Genomic DNA, 14291 nt, shown 5'->3' on the forward strand with positions numbered 1-14291 from the left:
TCCACATCATAACGGCCTCGCTGGGACTCTGCGCAGAACACCGATCGAAATTGTGGGAGGGGGCAAGCCCCCTCCCACAGTTTTGTCTGCGCCAGGCTTGGTGGTGGGTGCTGTTTTCGATGTATGTTGGTCAGGGGCACGGCATTCAAGAGGCAGTGTGGAGCCCGCCAAAGCGGGAGCAAGCTCCCTCACCTCCGTTATTCATTCACCCGGGCGGGCAACGGAAATCCATGAAGGAAGGACCCCATGCTGGAAATAAAACGCGCCACCCCCACCGACGCCAACGCCGCTTTTGACATCCGCCGCGCAGCCATCCGCAGCCAATGCATCGGCGCCTACACCGCCGAACAAATGGCGCTCTGGACCCGTGGCAAGGCCGAGGACGGCTACAGCGCGCTGATGGACAAACCGTTCTACCTGGGCTGGTTGAACGGTGAACCGGTGGCCACCGGCATGCTCGACCTGGCCAACAACGAAGTCGGCGCGCTGTTCGTGTTGCCCGCATTCACCGGACGCGGGTATGGCAAGGCGATGCTGGATCACCTTGAGCAGGTCGCGCGGGAACTGGCGATTGAAGAGGTGGTGCTGGACGCGACGTTGAATGCCGCGAGTTTTTATCGCGCGTGCGGCTACGTGGGGGATGAACAGGCGATTTATCACTCGCCGTCGGGGTTGCAGTTGGCGTGTATTCCGATGAAAAAACACCTGCATCAGTGACGCAAATGCACGCGCAAGTTGCCGATAACCTGCGCGACTGAAGGCCCGTGGATCACCGGGGGCATCGGGCTTTCACCAAACTCCCGCCACACAAACAGCGTCAGTTCCGCGCCATCGGTTAGGGTTTTTGCCAGGTCCTGGGAACCCAAATCCTGCAACCGCCGATAACGATCATCCCGCCAGAACGCATCTTCCACCCAGTCATACACCGGGATGAAATGAAAGTGCAGCGGGAACCCCGGCAGATGCCCATAGCGGCTGATATACAACCACTTGGGCTTGAGTTGCGCCTCCATGACCCGCTGGGTTTTCGCCAGCAGTCCACCCAGTTCGGCCAGCGCTGCATCCGACATGTCGGCGAGGGAATCAACAGGCGCCTTGGCACCCAGCATCAGGTAACCCGGCAGCTTCGAAGCCAGGTGATGGTTGAGCAGCCAGTGCTCGGTCTCAAACAGGATATAGGCGGGGTCGATCTGCATCAGCGCGCGTCCTTGGGAGCAGGGTGGGCAGGATAACAAGCACGCTCGCCTGTATCCCACAAAACCATGGGATCTGTGTCTATCGCGCACGTTGTCAGGTGGATAGCCTCAGGCCACGTTAACTGACGACCGAGCAAACCATGGAATTCACCGCTGTCCCGTTTGGCATCACCGACTGGTCCACCCTCGAACCCGAGCTTCACCCCGGCGTCAGCGGCAGTGCCTCATGGCGCACCTGCCACTTCGGCACCACCCGCGTGCGCAGGGTGGATTACAGCCCCGGCTACCTGGCCGATCACTGGTGCCGGCGCGGGCATGTGCTGCTGTGCCTGGAAGGCGAGTTGCACACCGAGCTGGAAGACGGCCGCCGGTTCACGCTGACGGCCGGGATGAGTTACCAGGTGGGCAATGACATGGAGGCGCATCGTTCCTCGACGAGTGTCGGGGCGAAGCTATTTATCGTGGATTGAAGGGGGACCTTTGTGGTGAGGGAACAAGCTCCCTCACCACAGGAACAGGCCCCCCCAATCCGCTGCATCAATGCATCTTGCTATGGTCCATGCCATCCAGCCCACGCGCCGTGGCCTGGACCTCAACGGTCTGCTTTTCGCCCTTGGCGTCCTGCACCGTCAGGGTCAGCGGCACCTGGTCGCCTTCCTTGATCTGGCCGGTCAGGCCCATCAGCATCACGTGGTAGCCGTCCGGGTCGAGCTTGACCGCCTTGCCCGCCGGCAGGGCCACCGCGTCCACCGGGCCCATGCGCATCACGTCGTCCTTCATGCTCATTTCATGGATCTGTACGTCCTTGGCCACCGGCGAGGCCACGCTGAGCAGCTTGCTGTCGCTGTCGGCGGTCACGGTCATGAACGCGCCGCTGGACGGTTGGCCCGGCACCGAGGCGCGCACCCAGGCGTCGGTGACTTGCACCTGGGCGCTGGCGTGGGCGGCGAAACCCAGCAGGGCGAGGCTGAGGGTGAAGCGCTTGAGGTGTTGAACGGCAGTCATTAGCAGACCTCCATGACGGTGAGCAGGTCTTCTGCGCACTCTTTAGCGGTAAGGGATGCCTGCAACCCCAGGCGCAGGTTGCCACGGGTGTCGAAGACAAAACTGGTGGCCGTGTGGGACAGGGTGTAGGTGTCGCCGGCGGGGATCTTTTCATAGAAGATCCCGAACTCCTTGGCGGCCACGGCGATTTCTTCCGGGGTGCCGTACAGCGCTTCGAAGCTGGGGTCGAAGGCCTTGACGTACTTGTCGAGGATCTGCGGCGTGTCGCGTTCCGGGTCCAGGGTGATAAAGATCACCTGCATGATCTCGCCGTCACGGCCCATCAGCTTCTTGGCCTGGGCGGCGCGGGCCAGCGTGGTCGGGCACACGGCCGGGCACTGGGTGAAACCGAAGAACACCACCGGCATCAGGCCACGGTAGGAACTGAGGGTGACGGTGTCGCCCTCGGTGTTCTTGAGCTTGAAGGTGCGGCCCATGATCTTGTCGCTCAAGTCCTTGCCGTACTTGAAGTTCAACTTGGGGCTGTTGTCACAACCGGCCAGCAGGCCCAGGCCCAACAGGCCCATGCCGGTCAGGACCTTGCGGCGGGTGAATAACGTACTCATCAACGGTGCATCCTGTGAAACGCCCGCATTGCGCGAAATCAACTCGGCGGGCTTTGAATAGGAGTAAACGAGGAGGGCGCCAAGTCTACCAACCCTGGCCAGCCTGCGTAATCTGCGACGTTCTGCCACAGGGGCACGCTGGATTTCATCCTTTTGCACCGCTGGTGGTAGAGTCGCCGCCATGAAATCGAGCCGCCCCGACCGTTCCCTGATCGTCTGGACCCTGTACTTCTGCGTGCTGATGAACCTGTTCGTGTGCGGTTTGGGCCATGGCCAGATGACCGGCCAGCAGCTCAATGGCATCGGTGGCGCGTTCTGTGGAGTGGGCGGCCAACAGGCGCCACTTTCCGACAAAGGGCTGGGCGCCCCGTCTTCCAGTAACATCTCGAACTACTTTGCCTGCCCGGTGTGCAACGCCGTGACCGTCGCGCTGGTGTTCCTGATCGGCCTGGCCTGGTTGCTGGGCCTGGGGCAGGCCCCACGCCCGGCCCATGAGCAGCGCAACAAGGCGCCGCCGCGTTATTCCTGGCCTTCGGCCAACCCCCGCGCATCCCCCGCATTCTGACGTGTGCCCTGGGCCTCCTGTGAACAGGGGGCGTTCTATCGTCACGACTGTGAGTGCGCTTTATGAACCATCACTTGCCTGCCGGCGCCAGCCGTCTGGTCAGCCAGGCGTCCCGTCGCCTGCGCGCGGAACCGGCACGCCCGGACTACCCGAGCAATGCCCGCTGCTTTGTGCACCTGGATGCACGCCTGTTGCCGTATTGGCACACCCTGTTCGACATCTGCCCGACGCTGCTAAAGCTCGACCCGCCCGAGGGCCTGAACCTGTTTCGCAGCTTCATGACCTGGGCCTATCGCAACCAGCCGGCCCAGGACTGGACCTGGCACCTGAACCTGTGCCGTTGGCTGCTGGCGTCGCCGTATCGCGGGCAGATTGATGAAGAGCCCATCGAAACCTTCATGGCCGCTGCGGCGGCGCGTTGGATCAGTACGGATGACAGCCAGGCCCAGGGGGTGGTCCTGGCCTGGCAGGGCTTGACGGTGTTCGATTGGAAGGACGTGCGCAGTGCCGCCGCCGAACAACAGGCACTGCCCGCCACGCAATGGGATTTTGCCTGGTGTCCGCTCGCCTCCCCAGGGGTCTTCCAGGGCTGGTTGCCGGTGCCTTGAACGAGCGGGATTGTTACGTAAAGCGCAACAGTGATTGACGGTTTTGGCGGCTGTTTCCCCACGGCCCAAGGCTATACCGTGCGCGCACCCGTTGAATGCAGCACCACCCGACCGACAAACAACAGGGTTGGGCTGTAACGGGGTCGCCTCAATCACTTCACGGAGCCTTCATGAAACACACCACGTGCCTGGCGCTCGCCGTCTCCTTCGGCGCCGCGCAGCAGGCGGCTGCATCGGTTTTTATCGATGACAGCAAAGCCACCCTCGACCTGCGCAATTTCTATTACAACCAGGACACCCGCAACACCAGGGCGCCGTCGGACAGGGAGTGGGGCCAGGCCTTCATGTTCAACTACCAGTCCGGTTTCACCGAGGGCCTGGTGGGCTTCGGCCTGGACCTGCAGGCCATGTATGGCCTGCGCCTGGATGCCTCGGGGCGCGCCGGCAAGGCCGGTGAAGACAACACCCCCGGCAGCGTCTTCCCGTTGTCCGATGGCAAGGCCGCCCATGACTTCAGCAAGACCGGCGCCACCGGCAAGGTGCGCATCTCGCAAACCCAGCTCAAGGTCGGCACCCTGATGCCGAAGATGCCGGTGCTGATGTCCGAAGACGGCCGCTTGTTGCCGCAGACCTTCCGTGGCTATCAGGTCGACTCCAGGGACCTCAAGGACTTCAACCTGATCGCCGGCAAAATGGAGCAGGTGCTCGACCGCAACTCCAGCAACGGCCAGGGCCTGTCGATCGCCGGGGCCAACGACCCGGCCAAGGGCCGGTTCAGCAACCAGTTCTACTACGGCGGGGTGGATTACGCCGTCAGCAGGCAACTGCAAGTGCAGTACTACTACGCGACCCTGGAGAATTTCTACCAGCAGCATTTCGTCGGCCTGGTGCACAACTGGCAGTTGCCGGTGGGGCAGCTCAAGACCGATCTGCGTTACTTCTACAGCACCGCCGACGGCAAGAACGGCAGCGCCGCCGGGCGCGATGAAGGCTATGTGAGTTCCGGGTATTACGCGCCGGGCGTCAACTCGGGCAAGGTCGACAACCGCCTGTGGAGCGCGATGTTGACCTATGGCGTGCACGGGCATTCCGTGGGCCTGGGGTATCAGAAAACCACCGGCGCCAGTGACTTTCCCCACATCAACCAGGGCCAGGGCCGTTCGCTGTACCTGATCACCAACGCCCAGTCGTTGAAGTTCGTCAACGCCGGCGAACAGGCGACGGTGGGTAACTACACCTATGACTTTACCGGCCTGGGCGTTCCGGGCCTGAAGTCGAGCGTGACCTATATCCACGGCAGCAACATCCGCGCGGCGCGTCGCGACAACAGCGAGTGGGAGCGCGATGTGCGTGTCGACTACGTGATCCCCACGGGCACGTTCAAGGGCCTGGGCCTGACCTGGCGCAGCGCCGTGCTGCGCGGCAATGACACCGCCGACAAGGATGAGACGCGGCTGATCGTCAGCTACAGCCTGCCGTTGCTGTAAGCTCGGCAGGAGCAACGCTTGACCGGCATCAAGGCCGCCCCGTGCGCCAGCCCGCACACTGGGCTCCCCACGGCCGGTCCCTCTGCGAGGCTTGCATGCTCTACCTCCTGTTGCTATTGGCCCACCTGTTCGCCGCGCTGATCTTTATCGGCACGGTGTTCTTCGAAGTGCTGATCCTCGGGCACCTGCACCAGCACTTGCCGATGCGGGTGACGGTGCTGGTGGAGCAGGGCGTCGCCCGGCGTGCCCGGGTGTTGATGCCGTGGGTGTTGCTGGTGCTGTTCGGCGCCGGGCTCGGCATGGTCTGGCTGCGCTACCTGCCGGCGTTGTCGGCCCCGCTGGCGTCCGCGTTCGGCACGTTGCTGGGCCTCAAGTTGATCCTGGCCGCCAGTGTGCTGCTGCACTTCCTGGTGACCATGGCGCGGATGCGCCGGGGCAAGGTCAGTGCGCGCTATAGCCATTTCATTCACCTGAGCTTGTTTGTGCACATGGTCGCCATTGTGCTGCTGGCCAAGGGCATGTTTTACCTCAGCTGGTAACGACCTTGATGCATATCAAGGTGCGCGCAGCGGTCGCACCGGACAATGGACCACCGCCGCCCGTTCCGGAGTCCGCCATGCGCACCCATCTTCATCCCACCCGCTTTCGTCAGGACCAGGGCGTGCTGGACCTGGCGTGCCAGACGGACACGCGCCGCTTCCATGCCGGCGTCGGCTCCCTCGACCTGCTGCGCGCCCTGCGCGACAGCCGCCAGCGCCAGCGGCCCCTGGCGCTGAACCTGCACTGGCCGGCAAGCGATGCCGGCGCTGAGTACCTGCAGAGCCTCACCCAGGAAATCCAGCTGATCGGCTGCCAGCTCGGCCCGCGCCAACCAGTCGAGCACTTTCACCTGCGCGGCACCACACCGACGATCGAGCAGGTGTGCACGGTGCTGGAACACCTGCACAGCCGCTTCAACTTTCTCGACCACGACCGTGGCGACTACCGAATCGACCTCGACCCCTGGCACATCGACTGGGCCACCATGGGCCTGTTGCGCGACCAGGGTTTCAACCACGCCAGCATCGGCGTGCCCGACGCCAACCGGGACGGGCCGCTGTCCCAGGCACGCTATCAGGACCCGGCGCCCATCGAGTCGCTGGTGGATGCGGCGCGGACCTTCGGGTTTCGCTCAGTGAACATCGACCTCGGCTACGGCCATGCCTGGCAGACGCCGGCCAGTTTCGAGCAGAAACTGGCCAGCCTGATCGCCCTGGAGCCTGACCGCCTGCAACTGTTCGATTACGCCCAGCCACCGGTGCGCTACCAGGGCCGGCAATCCCAGGCGTTTTGCAGCGCGGCGGATAAACGCGCGATGCGCCGCAGCGGTTTTGAACACCTGGCCGCCGCCGGGTACCACTACATCGGCCTGGGCCAGTTCGCCCGCACCGACGATGACCTCAAACAGGCCCAGGAGCGCGGCCGCCTCAGCCGTAATTGCGAAGGCTTCACCCTGCACGGCTACTGCGATCACATCGGCTTTGGCCTGGGGGCCATCAGCCAGATCGACACGCTGTGTGTCCAGAACACCCTGGATGCCCGTGAGTACTGCGCTCAGCTGAGCAACGGCCAGCTCGCCACCTGTTGTGGCGGGTTTCACGAAACCGCCGACCCGGCGCGTTTGTACGTCACCCAGCCCCTGACCACCCCCGTCAGCGCCAACGACGAGGTGATCGACCATGACGGCGTTTGAGTTCGACCGTGCCCTGGTGCACAAATACGACCGCCCGGGGCCGCGCTACACCTCGTACCCGACCGCGCCGCAGTTCAACAGCGCGTTTGCCCTGGACGACTATCACCAGGCCGTGCGCGCCAGTCACCAACTCGCCGCGCCCAAGGCGTTGTCGGTGTACATCCACATTCCGTTCTGCCAGAGCCTTTGCTACTACTGCGGCTGCCACAAGATCATCACCCGCAAGACCCATCGCGCCGTCGAGTATGTGGCGTACCTCAAGCGCGAGATCCAGATGCAGGGCGCGTTGTTCGAGCGCTCGCGGCGCCTGACCCAGTTGCACCTGGGCGGCGGCACCCCGACGTATCTGGACGATGCGCAACTGGCCGAACTGATGGCCTGCCTGGCGGACAACTTCAGCCTGGATGACAGCGACGCCCATGAGTTCTCCATCGAGGTCGACCCGCGCACCATCAGCCTCGAGCGCATCAACACCCTGCGCCGCCTGGGCTTCAATCGCCTGAGTTTCGGCGTGCAGGACTTCGACCCCGACGTACAGGCCGCCGTGAATCGCGTGCAAAGCGAAGCGCAGATCCTGCAACTGGTGGCGGCGGCCCGCGAGGCACGCTTCAAGTCGGTGAGTGTCGACCTGATCTACGGCCTGCCCCTGCAAACCGTGGCCAGCTTCGACGTGACCCTGAGCAAGCTGATCGCCCTGCGGCCCGACCGCGTGGCCGCCTACAGCTACGCACACTTGCCGAGCCAGATCCGCGCCCAGCGCATGATCCGTCCCGAAGACATGCCACCCCCGGCGCGCAAGCTGGAGCTGCTGGAACTGACCATTCGCCGCCTCACCGAGGCCGGTTACATCTACATCGGCATGGACCACTTCGCCCTGCCCGACGATGAGCTGGCACTGGCCCGCGCCAACGGCAGCCTGCAACGCAACTTCCAGGGCTACTCCACCCATGCCGATTGCGACCTGATCGGCCTGGGCGTATCGGCCATCGGCAAGGTCGGCGACAGCTACAGCCAGAGCGTCAAGGAGCTGTCCCAGTACTACGCGCGCATCGATGCGGGCATGTTGCCGGTGCAGCGCGGTTACCGGCTCAACCCCGATGACGTACTGCGCCGCGAGGTGATCAATGGGTTGATGTGCGACGGCCGCGTCGATGTCGCCCAGGTGGAAGCGGCCCATGGCATTCGGTTCAATGAGTATTTTGCCCAAGCGTTGACGCAGCTGGACGAGCAAGTGGCGGACGGCTTATTACTGGTCCAGGACGACGCGCTGCAACTGCTGCCCAAGGGCCAACTGATGGTGCGCAGCGTGGCCATGGCCTTCGACGCCTACCTGGGCGGCGCCCACAAAGGCCAATTCTCCCGTACCGTCTGACACTCCTCGTTAGCAGTGTGTCAGCCAACACCTCTACCAGCTGTGCCGCCGCCATCGAAGCCTCGCTAAAGCTCGACATCTCCCACAGGGGATCAGCGGTGCCCACGAGATCTACAGCCGGGCCACTTTCTACCTGCCAACCGCGATCAAATGTGGGAGGGGGCTTGCTCCCGATGGCGGTGGGTCAGCCAACACCTCTACCAACTGTGCCGCCGCCATCGAAGCCTCGCTGAAGCTCGACATCTCCCACAGGGGACCGGCGGTGCCCATGCGCTCTACGACCTGGCCGCTTCCTGCCTGTCACCCGTGTTCAATGCGATGTCCCTTCCGCAAACTCCACCTTATTGCCCACGTTGTACTTGCCCGACGGCTTATTCATGGGAATGCGCTTCACCTCCTCGAGCGTCTGGCTGTCATACACAATCAGCGCCCCCTCCGTGGCCCAGATGCTCAGCAACACATACCGCCCATCCCGGGTGAATTCCACATGGGCTGCCGTCTTGCCCGGCACTGGCCTCAGGGTGTGGGCGATCTCGAGGGTCTGCTTGTCGATCAGGTGAATCGCATCATTGTCCGGCCCGAAAAACACGTCGCTCCACACATAGCGCGAGTTCACATGGCTGCGCATGAAAAAGCCCGGCCCGAGGGTGGGGGTCTGTTTGATCAGGCTCCAGGTCTTGAGGTCGATCACCGAGATTTGCCCCTTGCTGATATTCGGCGTGGCAAACACCCATTGTCCGTTGCGTTGCCAATACGTCCCCGAGCCCAGGTGCGGCATACCGGACAGCGGGATATCGGTGACCACGCGGCCGCTGCCCAGGTCGATCACCTGGCCGCCGCCGGCCTTGCGTGAGGTGGCGATCAGTTGGCGGTAATCGGGCGAGAACGAGAAGTCATCGAGCACATCCTGGGCCTGGATGCGCCGGGGCTCGAAACTGGGCCGAGCATCGGCATAGGACAATTCCCAGACCTCGTTCACGTCCTTGAGCGCGACGATAAAGCTGTTGCGCGGTGGCGCGGTGTACACCGCACTGACCCGTGAGCCGGTGTCCAGGGTCTTGACCAGCGACAGGTCGCGCGCATCCAGCAGCACCAGGTTGCCCGGCAGGTAATTGCCCGCCAGCACCCAGCGGCCATCCTTGCTCACCGCCAGGTTGCGGGTGTTGAGGCCCACGCGGATCTCGGCGATCAACTTGAGGTTGTGCAGGTCGTACTGGCTGATCCAGCCGTCCCGCGAGGCGAAGTACACAAAGCGTCCGTCCGGGGAGAATTTCGGCCCGCCGTGCACCGCGAAGTGGGTAGGGAAACGGTCCAGCACGGCAAAGGTGTCGCCGTCGAGAATATCCATGTGATGGTCGCCGGACTCCACCACCACAAACAGGTTGAGCGGGTCGGCGTGATGTTGCGGCGTGCTCGGCAATTGGCGCAGGTCCGCCAGCACGCTGTGGCTGGTGCGGATGTCATGCTCGTTCCACGTCGCCGGTGAGTCAGGCGGCTGTTGCAGAAACTGCGCCAGCCCATCCATCTGCGCGGCGCTCAGTTGCGCACTGAACGCGGCCATCTGGCTGGCGGGCCGGCCTTGTTCGATGACCTTGCGCACTTCATCCGGCTTGATTCGCCCCAGGCTCTCCGGCAGCAGCGCCGGGCCGGTGGCGCCGATGCGATTAAGCCCGTGGCAGCTTTCGCAATACTGGCGGTAGTCCTGCGCGGGCGTAGCGTGTGCGGCCGTCGCCCACAGCAGCGGCACCAGCAGCAGGCGTTTCATACCGCCACCGCTTCACGGGCCGGTGCCAGGCTGGCGGGGAAGTGCAGGGCGGCGTCGGCAAACAGGTTGACGACGTGGCCGATCACCGTCAGCGTCGGTACGCCGGGTTCGCAGTCGGCGGCCAGGGTGGGCAACTGGCGCAGGGTGCCACGGGCCACCTGTTGATCGGCGCGTGCACCGTTGCTGATCAGGGCGGCCGGTGTGTCCCCGGGCAAACCGGCCGCCACCAAATGCTCGGCGATCAGTGCCAGGTTCGACAGGCCCATGTAGAACACCAGGGTCTGGCTCGGCTCGGCCAGGCTGGCCCATGGCAGTTTCAACGCACCGTCGCGTTGCAGGTGGCCGGTGACGAAACGGCACGAATTGACCAGCTCGCGGTGGGTCAGCGGGATACCGGCATAGGCGCTGCAGCCGGAGGCGGCGGTGATGCCCGGCACCACCTGGCACGGGATACCGCGCGCGAGCAGGTACTCCAGCTCCTCGGCGCCGCGCCCGAAGATAAACGGGTCGCCGCCCTTGAGGCGCACCACCCGCTGGCCCTGGTCGGCCAACTCGGCGAGCAGTTCATTGAGTTGATCCTGGGGCAGGCTGTGGCAACCGCTGGCCTTGCCCACGTAATGACGGGCGCAGGTCAACGGGATCAGCGCGAGCAGTTCGGCACTGATCAGCCGGTCGAACACCACCGCGTCGGCCTGCATCAACAGGCTCCAGGCGCGCAGGGTCAGCAGGCGCGGGTCACCGGGGCCGGCGCCCACCAACGCGACTTCGCCGGGGTGCAAGGGGCTGTGCAGACTGGCTGGCAGGCCAGTGGAGAAGTGGGCAGTTGAAGTGTGCATGGGACGTCCTTGGTTCATCATCAGGTAGGCGGCCCCCGGTTGTGTCACCGGGTGGTCGAGCAAGGGATCAGGTTGAGGGGCTGGCGCGCGATCTCGGCGTCGCTGAAATAGCAACCGGGGTCCGGGCCCCACAGGTCGCCATCGGCCCAGGCGCGGGTGCGGGTATTGCCGTTGCAGATCGCCAGCCAGCGGCACTCGGCGCAGCGCCCGCCAATGCTGCGCGGGTGTTCGCGCAGGCGCAGCAGCAACGGGTCGGGCTGCTCCAGCCAGAGTTGGCGGAAGGTGGTGTTGCGCACATTGCCCACCGATTGCTGCCACCAGTAGGTGTCCGGGTGCACCTCGCCGGTGTTGTCGATATTGGCGATGCCGCTGCCCGAGGCATTGCCGCCCCAGGCATGCAGCAGGTGTTCAAGCTGCGGGTAGTGTTCGGGCAGGTGCTGGTGCACCCATTGCAGCAACAGCACGGCGTCGGCGTCGTTGTTGCCGCTGACGAAATCGCTGTCCACGCCGTGTTGAATATCGCTCCAGGCCTGCTGGAAAATCAGCGCCATGGCCTCGCGGCTCATCTGCCGGTGCGCATCCAGTTGGCGGCTGCGTTTGCCGCGCCCGCTGTAGTTGAGGTGCGACAGGTAGAACTTCTGCACGTCATAGGTGCGCATCAGCGCCAGCAACTGCGGCAGCTGCCCATGGTTGTCCTGGGTCAGGGTGGTGCGCAGGCCCACGCGAATCCCGGCTTCGCGGCACAGGCGGATGGCGTGCATGGAGCGCTGGAAACTGCCGTGCAGTTGGCGAAACGCGTCGTGGGTCGCTTCCAGGCCGTCGATGCTGATGCCCACGTAGTCGAAACGGGCGTCGGCGATCTGCTGGATGTTGTGCTCATCGATCAGCGTGCCGTTGGTCGACAGTGCGACGAAAAAACCTTTGTCACGGGCATAGGCACTCAGCACGAAGAGGTCTTTGCGCAGCAGCGGCTCGCCCCCGGACAGGATCAACACGCGCACCCCGGCGTCGTGCAAATCGTCGATCACCCGCAATGCTGCCGGGGTGTCGAGCTCATCGCGAAACACGCTGTCGGCGCTGGTGGCGTAGCAGTGCTTGCAGGTGAGATTGCAGCGCCGCAGCAGGTTCCAGATCACCACCGGCGGCCGCTCACTGCCAGGGGGCGAGGTGCGCGGCGGCGGGCATTGACCGGCGAGGGTGCGCAGGTACTGACTGATTCGCAGCATGGGCTATTCCTTTGAGTGCGCCGGCGTCAGGCGCAGGCCGGTTTTTTTCAGGATGCGGCTGCTCACCAGCATCTCGTCGGCGCGGCAGGCCTCCCCCAGCAAGAAACGCAGGTGCTCGCGGTAGCTGTCGATTTCTTCGCGGCTGCGGCCATGCACCATGGCGAACAGGTTGTAGGGCCAGTCCGGGCGCCGGGGGCGACGGTAGCAATGGCTGACAAACGGCTGGGCGCCGAGCAGTTCTCCCAGGCGCGGCAGGTGCACATCGGCCACGTCCCACACCGTCATGCCGTTATGCCGATAGCCCAGGCGGTAGTGGTTGGGCACCGCGGCGATACGCCGGATCGCGCCTTCGGCCTGCAGGCGCTTGAGCAGGTCGAGGGTCGACTCGACGCTGATGCCCAGTTGCTCGGCGAGCCAGGCCCATGGGTCCTCCACCAGCGGCAGGCCGCTTTGGGTGAGGGCGACCAGTTGCAGGGCCAGGGTGTTGTCAGACCGGGAAATACAGACCGACATGGTAGGTGTGCTCCTTCGGCAGGTTGAGCACCGCCAGCCCGGTCAGGGCCTCGATGCACGACAGGGTATCGGCCAGCTCCTGCGCGGTGGCGCAGGCCAGCACGAACCACATGTTCCAGCGGTGTTCGCGGCGGTAGTTGTGGGCCACCTGGGGCAGGGCGTTGAGCTGCTCGGCGACCGCATCAAAGCGCGCCTCGGGTACGGCGAGCGCCGCGAGGGTGAAAGCGCCGCCGAGACGCTCGATATCGAACATCGGGCCGAAGCGCGTGAGCATTCCGTCTTCGAGCAAGTCGTGCAGGCGGTCGAGCAGTTCGCTCGCAGGGCAATGCAGTTCCTCGGCCACCTGCTGCCAGGGCTGGCGCACCAGCGGCAGGCCGTGTTGCAGGCGGTTGATCAGTTGTCGATCCAGCTCATCCATGGGCCCATACCTGTGACGGCGGCGGCGCGAAACGCCCACCGCATTGCTTGAAGGCGCGGGTGCTGAACAGCAGTTGGTGGGGCAAGTCGCTGAGCAGATGCTGCTCCAGCAACGCCTGGATCTGCGCCTCGACCACCGCGCGCTCGCGCCCGTGCACCATGCAGAACAGGTTGTAGCGCCACTGCGGCAGGCGCCGCGGGCGCTGGTAACACAGGTTTACGCCGGGCGCGCGGCCCAGGCGCGCACCGACTTCATCGACCAGCGCATCCGGCACATCCAGCACCAGCATGGCATTGGCCACATAGCCCAGGGCGCGGTGATTGAGCACCAGGCCGACGCGACGGAACAGGCCCTGGTCGTGCCATTGCTGCATCTGTTGCAGCACCTGATCGTGGTGGGCACCGATCTGCTCGGCGAGCTCGTCGTAGGGCCGTGGCACGATGGGCAGGCCGCGCTCCAGGCACTGGCGCAGGTCGAGCATCTGCTCGTGGTTCAGTGGCGCGATCACGGCTGCTCTCCGAGGGAGAATCCAAGGTCGATGCGATAGGCGGTGAGCATCGGCAGGTCCAGGGGCGTGAGGCCGGTGTCTTGCTCCAGCTCGTCGAGGATCTGCTGCAGGTGCTGGCGGTGGGGCCCGGTGAGCACGAACCACAGGTTGTAACGGTGCTCGCGGGCATAGTTGTGATTGACCTCCGGGTACTGGCTGACCCGTGCGGCCACTTGTTCCAGGCGCTCGATCGGCACCGCCAGGGCGGCCAGGGTGCTGGCGCCGGCGCGGGAGTGTTCGAACACCGGGCCGATGCGCGACAAGGCGCCGGCCAGTTCCAGGCGTTGCAGGCAGGCCATCACCTCGGCCGCGCTGCAGCCCAGCACCTGGGCCATTTCGCGGTAGGGCTCGGCGCACAGCGGCATGCCGTGCTGGAAGCGCTCGATCAATTGCTGGCTGAGCGAATCAAGGTCCAT

At 64.5% G+C, this 14291-nt stretch carries 18 protein-coding genes; 8 read left to right on the forward strand and 10 right to left on the reverse strand.

The window, feature by feature from the left end:
- Positions 1 to 246 precede the first annotated feature (246 nt).
- Positions 247 to 717, forward strand: a complete 471-nt coding sequence (locus B9N88_RS26970) for a GNAT family N-acetyltransferase (RefSeq protein ID WP_027607217.1) — start codon at positions 247 to 249, stop codon at positions 715 to 717.
- On the opposite strand, the gene B9N88_RS26975 is transcribed toward B9N88_RS26970, so the two are convergent.
- A complete protein-coding gene (locus B9N88_RS26975; RefSeq protein WP_027607216.1) occupies positions 711 to 1196 on the reverse strand; it encodes an HIT family protein in 486 nt (161 codons plus the stop codon). The genes B9N88_RS26970 and B9N88_RS26975 overlap by 7 nt on opposite strands.
- Before the next feature lie 140 nt (positions 1197 to 1336).
- On the opposite strand from B9N88_RS26975, the gene B9N88_RS26980 reads away from it, so the two are divergent.
- Entirely contained in the window at positions 1337 to 1666 is a 330-nt protein-coding gene (locus B9N88_RS26980; protein ID WP_027607215.1) for a DHCW motif cupin fold protein, read from the forward strand.
- Positions 1667 to 1733: 67 nt separating this feature from the next.
- On the opposite strand, the gene B9N88_RS26985 is transcribed toward B9N88_RS26980, so the two are convergent.
- Positions 1734 to 2201 (reverse strand): copper chaperone PCu(A)C, encoded by a 468-nt coding sequence (locus tag B9N88_RS26985; protein WP_027607214.1) that lies wholly within the window; start codon positions 2199 to 2201, stop codon positions 1734 to 1736.
- A complete protein-coding gene (locus tag B9N88_RS26990) occupies positions 2201 to 2806 on the reverse strand; it encodes an SCO family protein (RefSeq protein WP_027607213.1) in 606 nt (201 codons plus the stop codon). The genes B9N88_RS26985 and B9N88_RS26990 overlap by 1 nt, the downstream gene beginning before the upstream one ends.
- 181 nt (positions 2807 to 2987) lie before the next feature.
- Here B9N88_RS26990 and B9N88_RS26995 point away from each other — a divergent pair, with 181 nt between their 5' ends.
- The 6 genes from B9N88_RS26995 to hemN all read left to right on the forward strand — a co-directional run bounded on the left by B9N88_RS26995 (position 2988) and on the right by hemN (position 8570).
- Positions 2988 to 3371, forward strand: a complete 384-nt coding sequence (locus tag B9N88_RS26995) for a DUF2946 domain-containing protein (RefSeq protein ID WP_027607212.1) — start codon at positions 2988 to 2990, stop codon at positions 3369 to 3371.
- Positions 3372 to 3433: 62 nt separating this feature from the next.
- Positions 3434 to 3979 carry a putative natural product biosynthesis protein gene (locus B9N88_RS27000; protein ID WP_027607211.1) on the forward strand — a complete coding sequence of 182 codons (546 nt, stop codon included), beginning with the start codon at positions 3434 to 3436 and terminating at the stop codon, positions 3977 to 3979.
- Positions 3980 to 4149: 170 nt separating this feature from the next.
- Entirely contained in the window at positions 4150 to 5466 is a 1317-nt protein-coding gene (locus B9N88_RS27005) for an OprD family outer membrane porin (protein ID WP_027607210.1), read from the forward strand.
- 95 nt (positions 5467 to 5561) lie between these two features.
- Positions 5562 to 6005 (forward strand): membrane protein, encoded by a 444-nt coding sequence (locus B9N88_RS27010; RefSeq protein ID WP_027607209.1) that lies wholly within the window; start codon positions 5562 to 5564, stop codon positions 6003 to 6005.
- 77 nt (positions 6006 to 6082) lie between these two features.
- Complete coding sequence (locus tag B9N88_RS27015; protein ID WP_081744468.1) at positions 6083 to 7198, forward strand: oxygen-independent coproporphyrinogen III oxidase; 1116 nt, start codon at positions 6083 to 6085, stop codon at positions 7196 to 7198.
- A complete protein-coding gene (gene hemN, locus B9N88_RS27020; RefSeq protein WP_027607208.1) occupies positions 7185 to 8570 on the forward strand; it encodes an oxygen-independent coproporphyrinogen III oxidase in 1386 nt (461 codons plus the stop codon). Before B9N88_RS27015 ends, hemN begins: the two co-directional genes overlap by 14 nt.
- Positions 8571 to 8880: 310 nt before the next feature.
- Here hemN and B9N88_RS27025 read toward each other — a convergent pair whose 3' ends face one another.
- From B9N88_RS27025 to B9N88_RS27055, 7 genes are read right to left on the reverse strand one after another with little or no spacing between them, the layout of a single operon-like run.
- Entirely contained in the window at positions 8881 to 10335 is a 1455-nt protein-coding gene (locus B9N88_RS27025; RefSeq protein WP_027607207.1) for a nitrite reductase, read from the reverse strand.
- The gene (gene cobA, locus B9N88_RS27030) at positions 10332 to 11171 is read right to left on the reverse strand and encodes a uroporphyrinogen-III C-methyltransferase (protein WP_027607206.1); all 840 of its coding nucleotides are present in this window, start codon (positions 11169 to 11171) and stop codon (positions 10332 to 10334) included. Before cobA ends, B9N88_RS27025 begins: the two co-directional genes overlap by 4 nt.
- 44 nt (positions 11172 to 11215) lie before the next feature.
- Positions 11216 to 12397 carry a heme d1 biosynthesis radical SAM protein NirJ gene (nirJ, locus tag B9N88_RS27035; protein ID WP_027607205.1) on the reverse strand — a complete coding sequence of 394 codons (1182 nt, stop codon included), beginning with the start codon at positions 12395 to 12397 and terminating at the stop codon, positions 11216 to 11218.
- Between the two features lie 3 nt (positions 12398 to 12400).
- Positions 12401 to 12910 carry a siroheme decarboxylase subunit beta gene (locus tag B9N88_RS27040; RefSeq protein WP_027607204.1) on the reverse strand — a complete coding sequence of 170 codons (510 nt, stop codon included), beginning with the start codon at positions 12908 to 12910 and terminating at the stop codon, positions 12401 to 12403.
- Positions 12885 to 13328, reverse strand: a complete 444-nt coding sequence (locus tag B9N88_RS27045; protein ID WP_027607203.1) for an Lrp/AsnC family transcriptional regulator — start codon at positions 13326 to 13328, stop codon at positions 12885 to 12887. Before B9N88_RS27045 ends, B9N88_RS27040 begins: the two co-directional genes overlap by 26 nt.
- Positions 13321 to 13836, reverse strand: a complete 516-nt coding sequence (locus B9N88_RS27050) for a siroheme decarboxylase subunit beta (protein ID WP_027607202.1) — start codon at positions 13834 to 13836, stop codon at positions 13321 to 13323. Before B9N88_RS27050 ends, B9N88_RS27045 begins: the two co-directional genes overlap by 8 nt.
- The gene (locus B9N88_RS27055) at positions 13833 to 14291 is read right to left on the reverse strand and encodes an Lrp/AsnC family transcriptional regulator (protein WP_027607201.1); all 459 of its coding nucleotides are present in this window, start codon (positions 14289 to 14291) and stop codon (positions 13833 to 13835) included. The genes B9N88_RS27050 and B9N88_RS27055 overlap by 4 nt, the downstream gene beginning before the upstream one ends.

It is taken from the genome of Pseudomonas sp. LAMO17WK12:I1, from assembly GCF_900177315.1.
Taxonomy (GTDB): domain Bacteria; phylum Pseudomonadota; class Gammaproteobacteria; order Pseudomonadales; family Pseudomonadaceae; genus Aquipseudomonas; species Aquipseudomonas marginalis.

Bases quoted from the DNA above. Each gene is read 5' to 3' on its own strand.
- B9N88_RS26970 (WP_027607217.1), top strand. From the start codon at position 247: ATGCTGGAAATAAAACGCGCCACCCCCACCGACGCCAACGCCGCTTTT.
- B9N88_RS26975 (WP_027607216.1), bottom strand. From the start codon at position 1,196: ATGCAGATCGACCCCGCCTATATCCTGTTTGAGACCGAGCACTGGCTG.
- B9N88_RS26980 (WP_027607215.1), top strand. From the start codon at position 1,337: ATGGAATTCACCGCTGTCCCGTTTGGCATCACCGACTGGTCCACCCTC.
- B9N88_RS26985 (WP_027607214.1), bottom strand. From the start codon at position 2,201: ATGACTGCCGTTCAACACCTCAAGCGCTTCACCCTCAGCCTCGCCCTG.
- B9N88_RS26990 (WP_027607213.1), bottom strand. From the start codon at position 2,806: ATGAGTACGTTATTCACCCGCCGCAAGGTCCTGACCGGCATGGGCCTG.
- B9N88_RS26995 (WP_027607212.1), top strand. From the start codon at position 2,988: ATGAAATCGAGCCGCCCCGACCGTTCCCTGATCGTCTGGACCCTGTAC.
- B9N88_RS27000 (WP_027607211.1), top strand. From the start codon at position 3,434: ATGAACCATCACTTGCCTGCCGGCGCCAGCCGTCTGGTCAGCCAGGCG.
- B9N88_RS27005 (WP_027607210.1), top strand. From the start codon at position 4,150: ATGAAACACACCACGTGCCTGGCGCTCGCCGTCTCCTTCGGCGCCGCG.
- B9N88_RS27010 (WP_027607209.1), top strand. From the start codon at position 5,562: ATGCTCTACCTCCTGTTGCTATTGGCCCACCTGTTCGCCGCGCTGATC.
- B9N88_RS27015 (WP_081744468.1), top strand. From the start codon at position 6,083: ATGCGCACCCATCTTCATCCCACCCGCTTTCGTCAGGACCAGGGCGTG.
- hemN (WP_027607208.1), top strand. From the start codon at position 7,185: ATGACGGCGTTTGAGTTCGACCGTGCCCTGGTGCACAAATACGACCGC.
- B9N88_RS27025 (WP_027607207.1), bottom strand. From the start codon at position 10,335: ATGAAACGCCTGCTGCTGGTGCCGCTGCTGTGGGCGACGGCCGCACAC.
- cobA (WP_027607206.1), bottom strand. From the start codon at position 11,171: ATGCACACTTCAACTGCCCACTTCTCCACTGGCCTGCCAGCCAGTCTG.
- nirJ (WP_027607205.1), bottom strand. From the start codon at position 12,397: ATGCTGCGAATCAGTCAGTACCTGCGCACCCTCGCCGGTCAATGCCCG.
- B9N88_RS27040 (WP_027607204.1), bottom strand. From the start codon at position 12,910: ATGTCGGTCTGTATTTCCCGGTCTGACAACACCCTGGCCCTGCAACTG.
- B9N88_RS27045 (WP_027607203.1), bottom strand. From the start codon at position 13,328: ATGGATGAGCTGGATCGACAACTGATCAACCGCCTGCAACACGGCCTG.
- B9N88_RS27055 (WP_027607201.1), bottom strand. From the start codon at position 14,291: ATGGACCTTGATTCGCTCAGCCAGCAATTGATCGAGCGCTTCCAGCAC.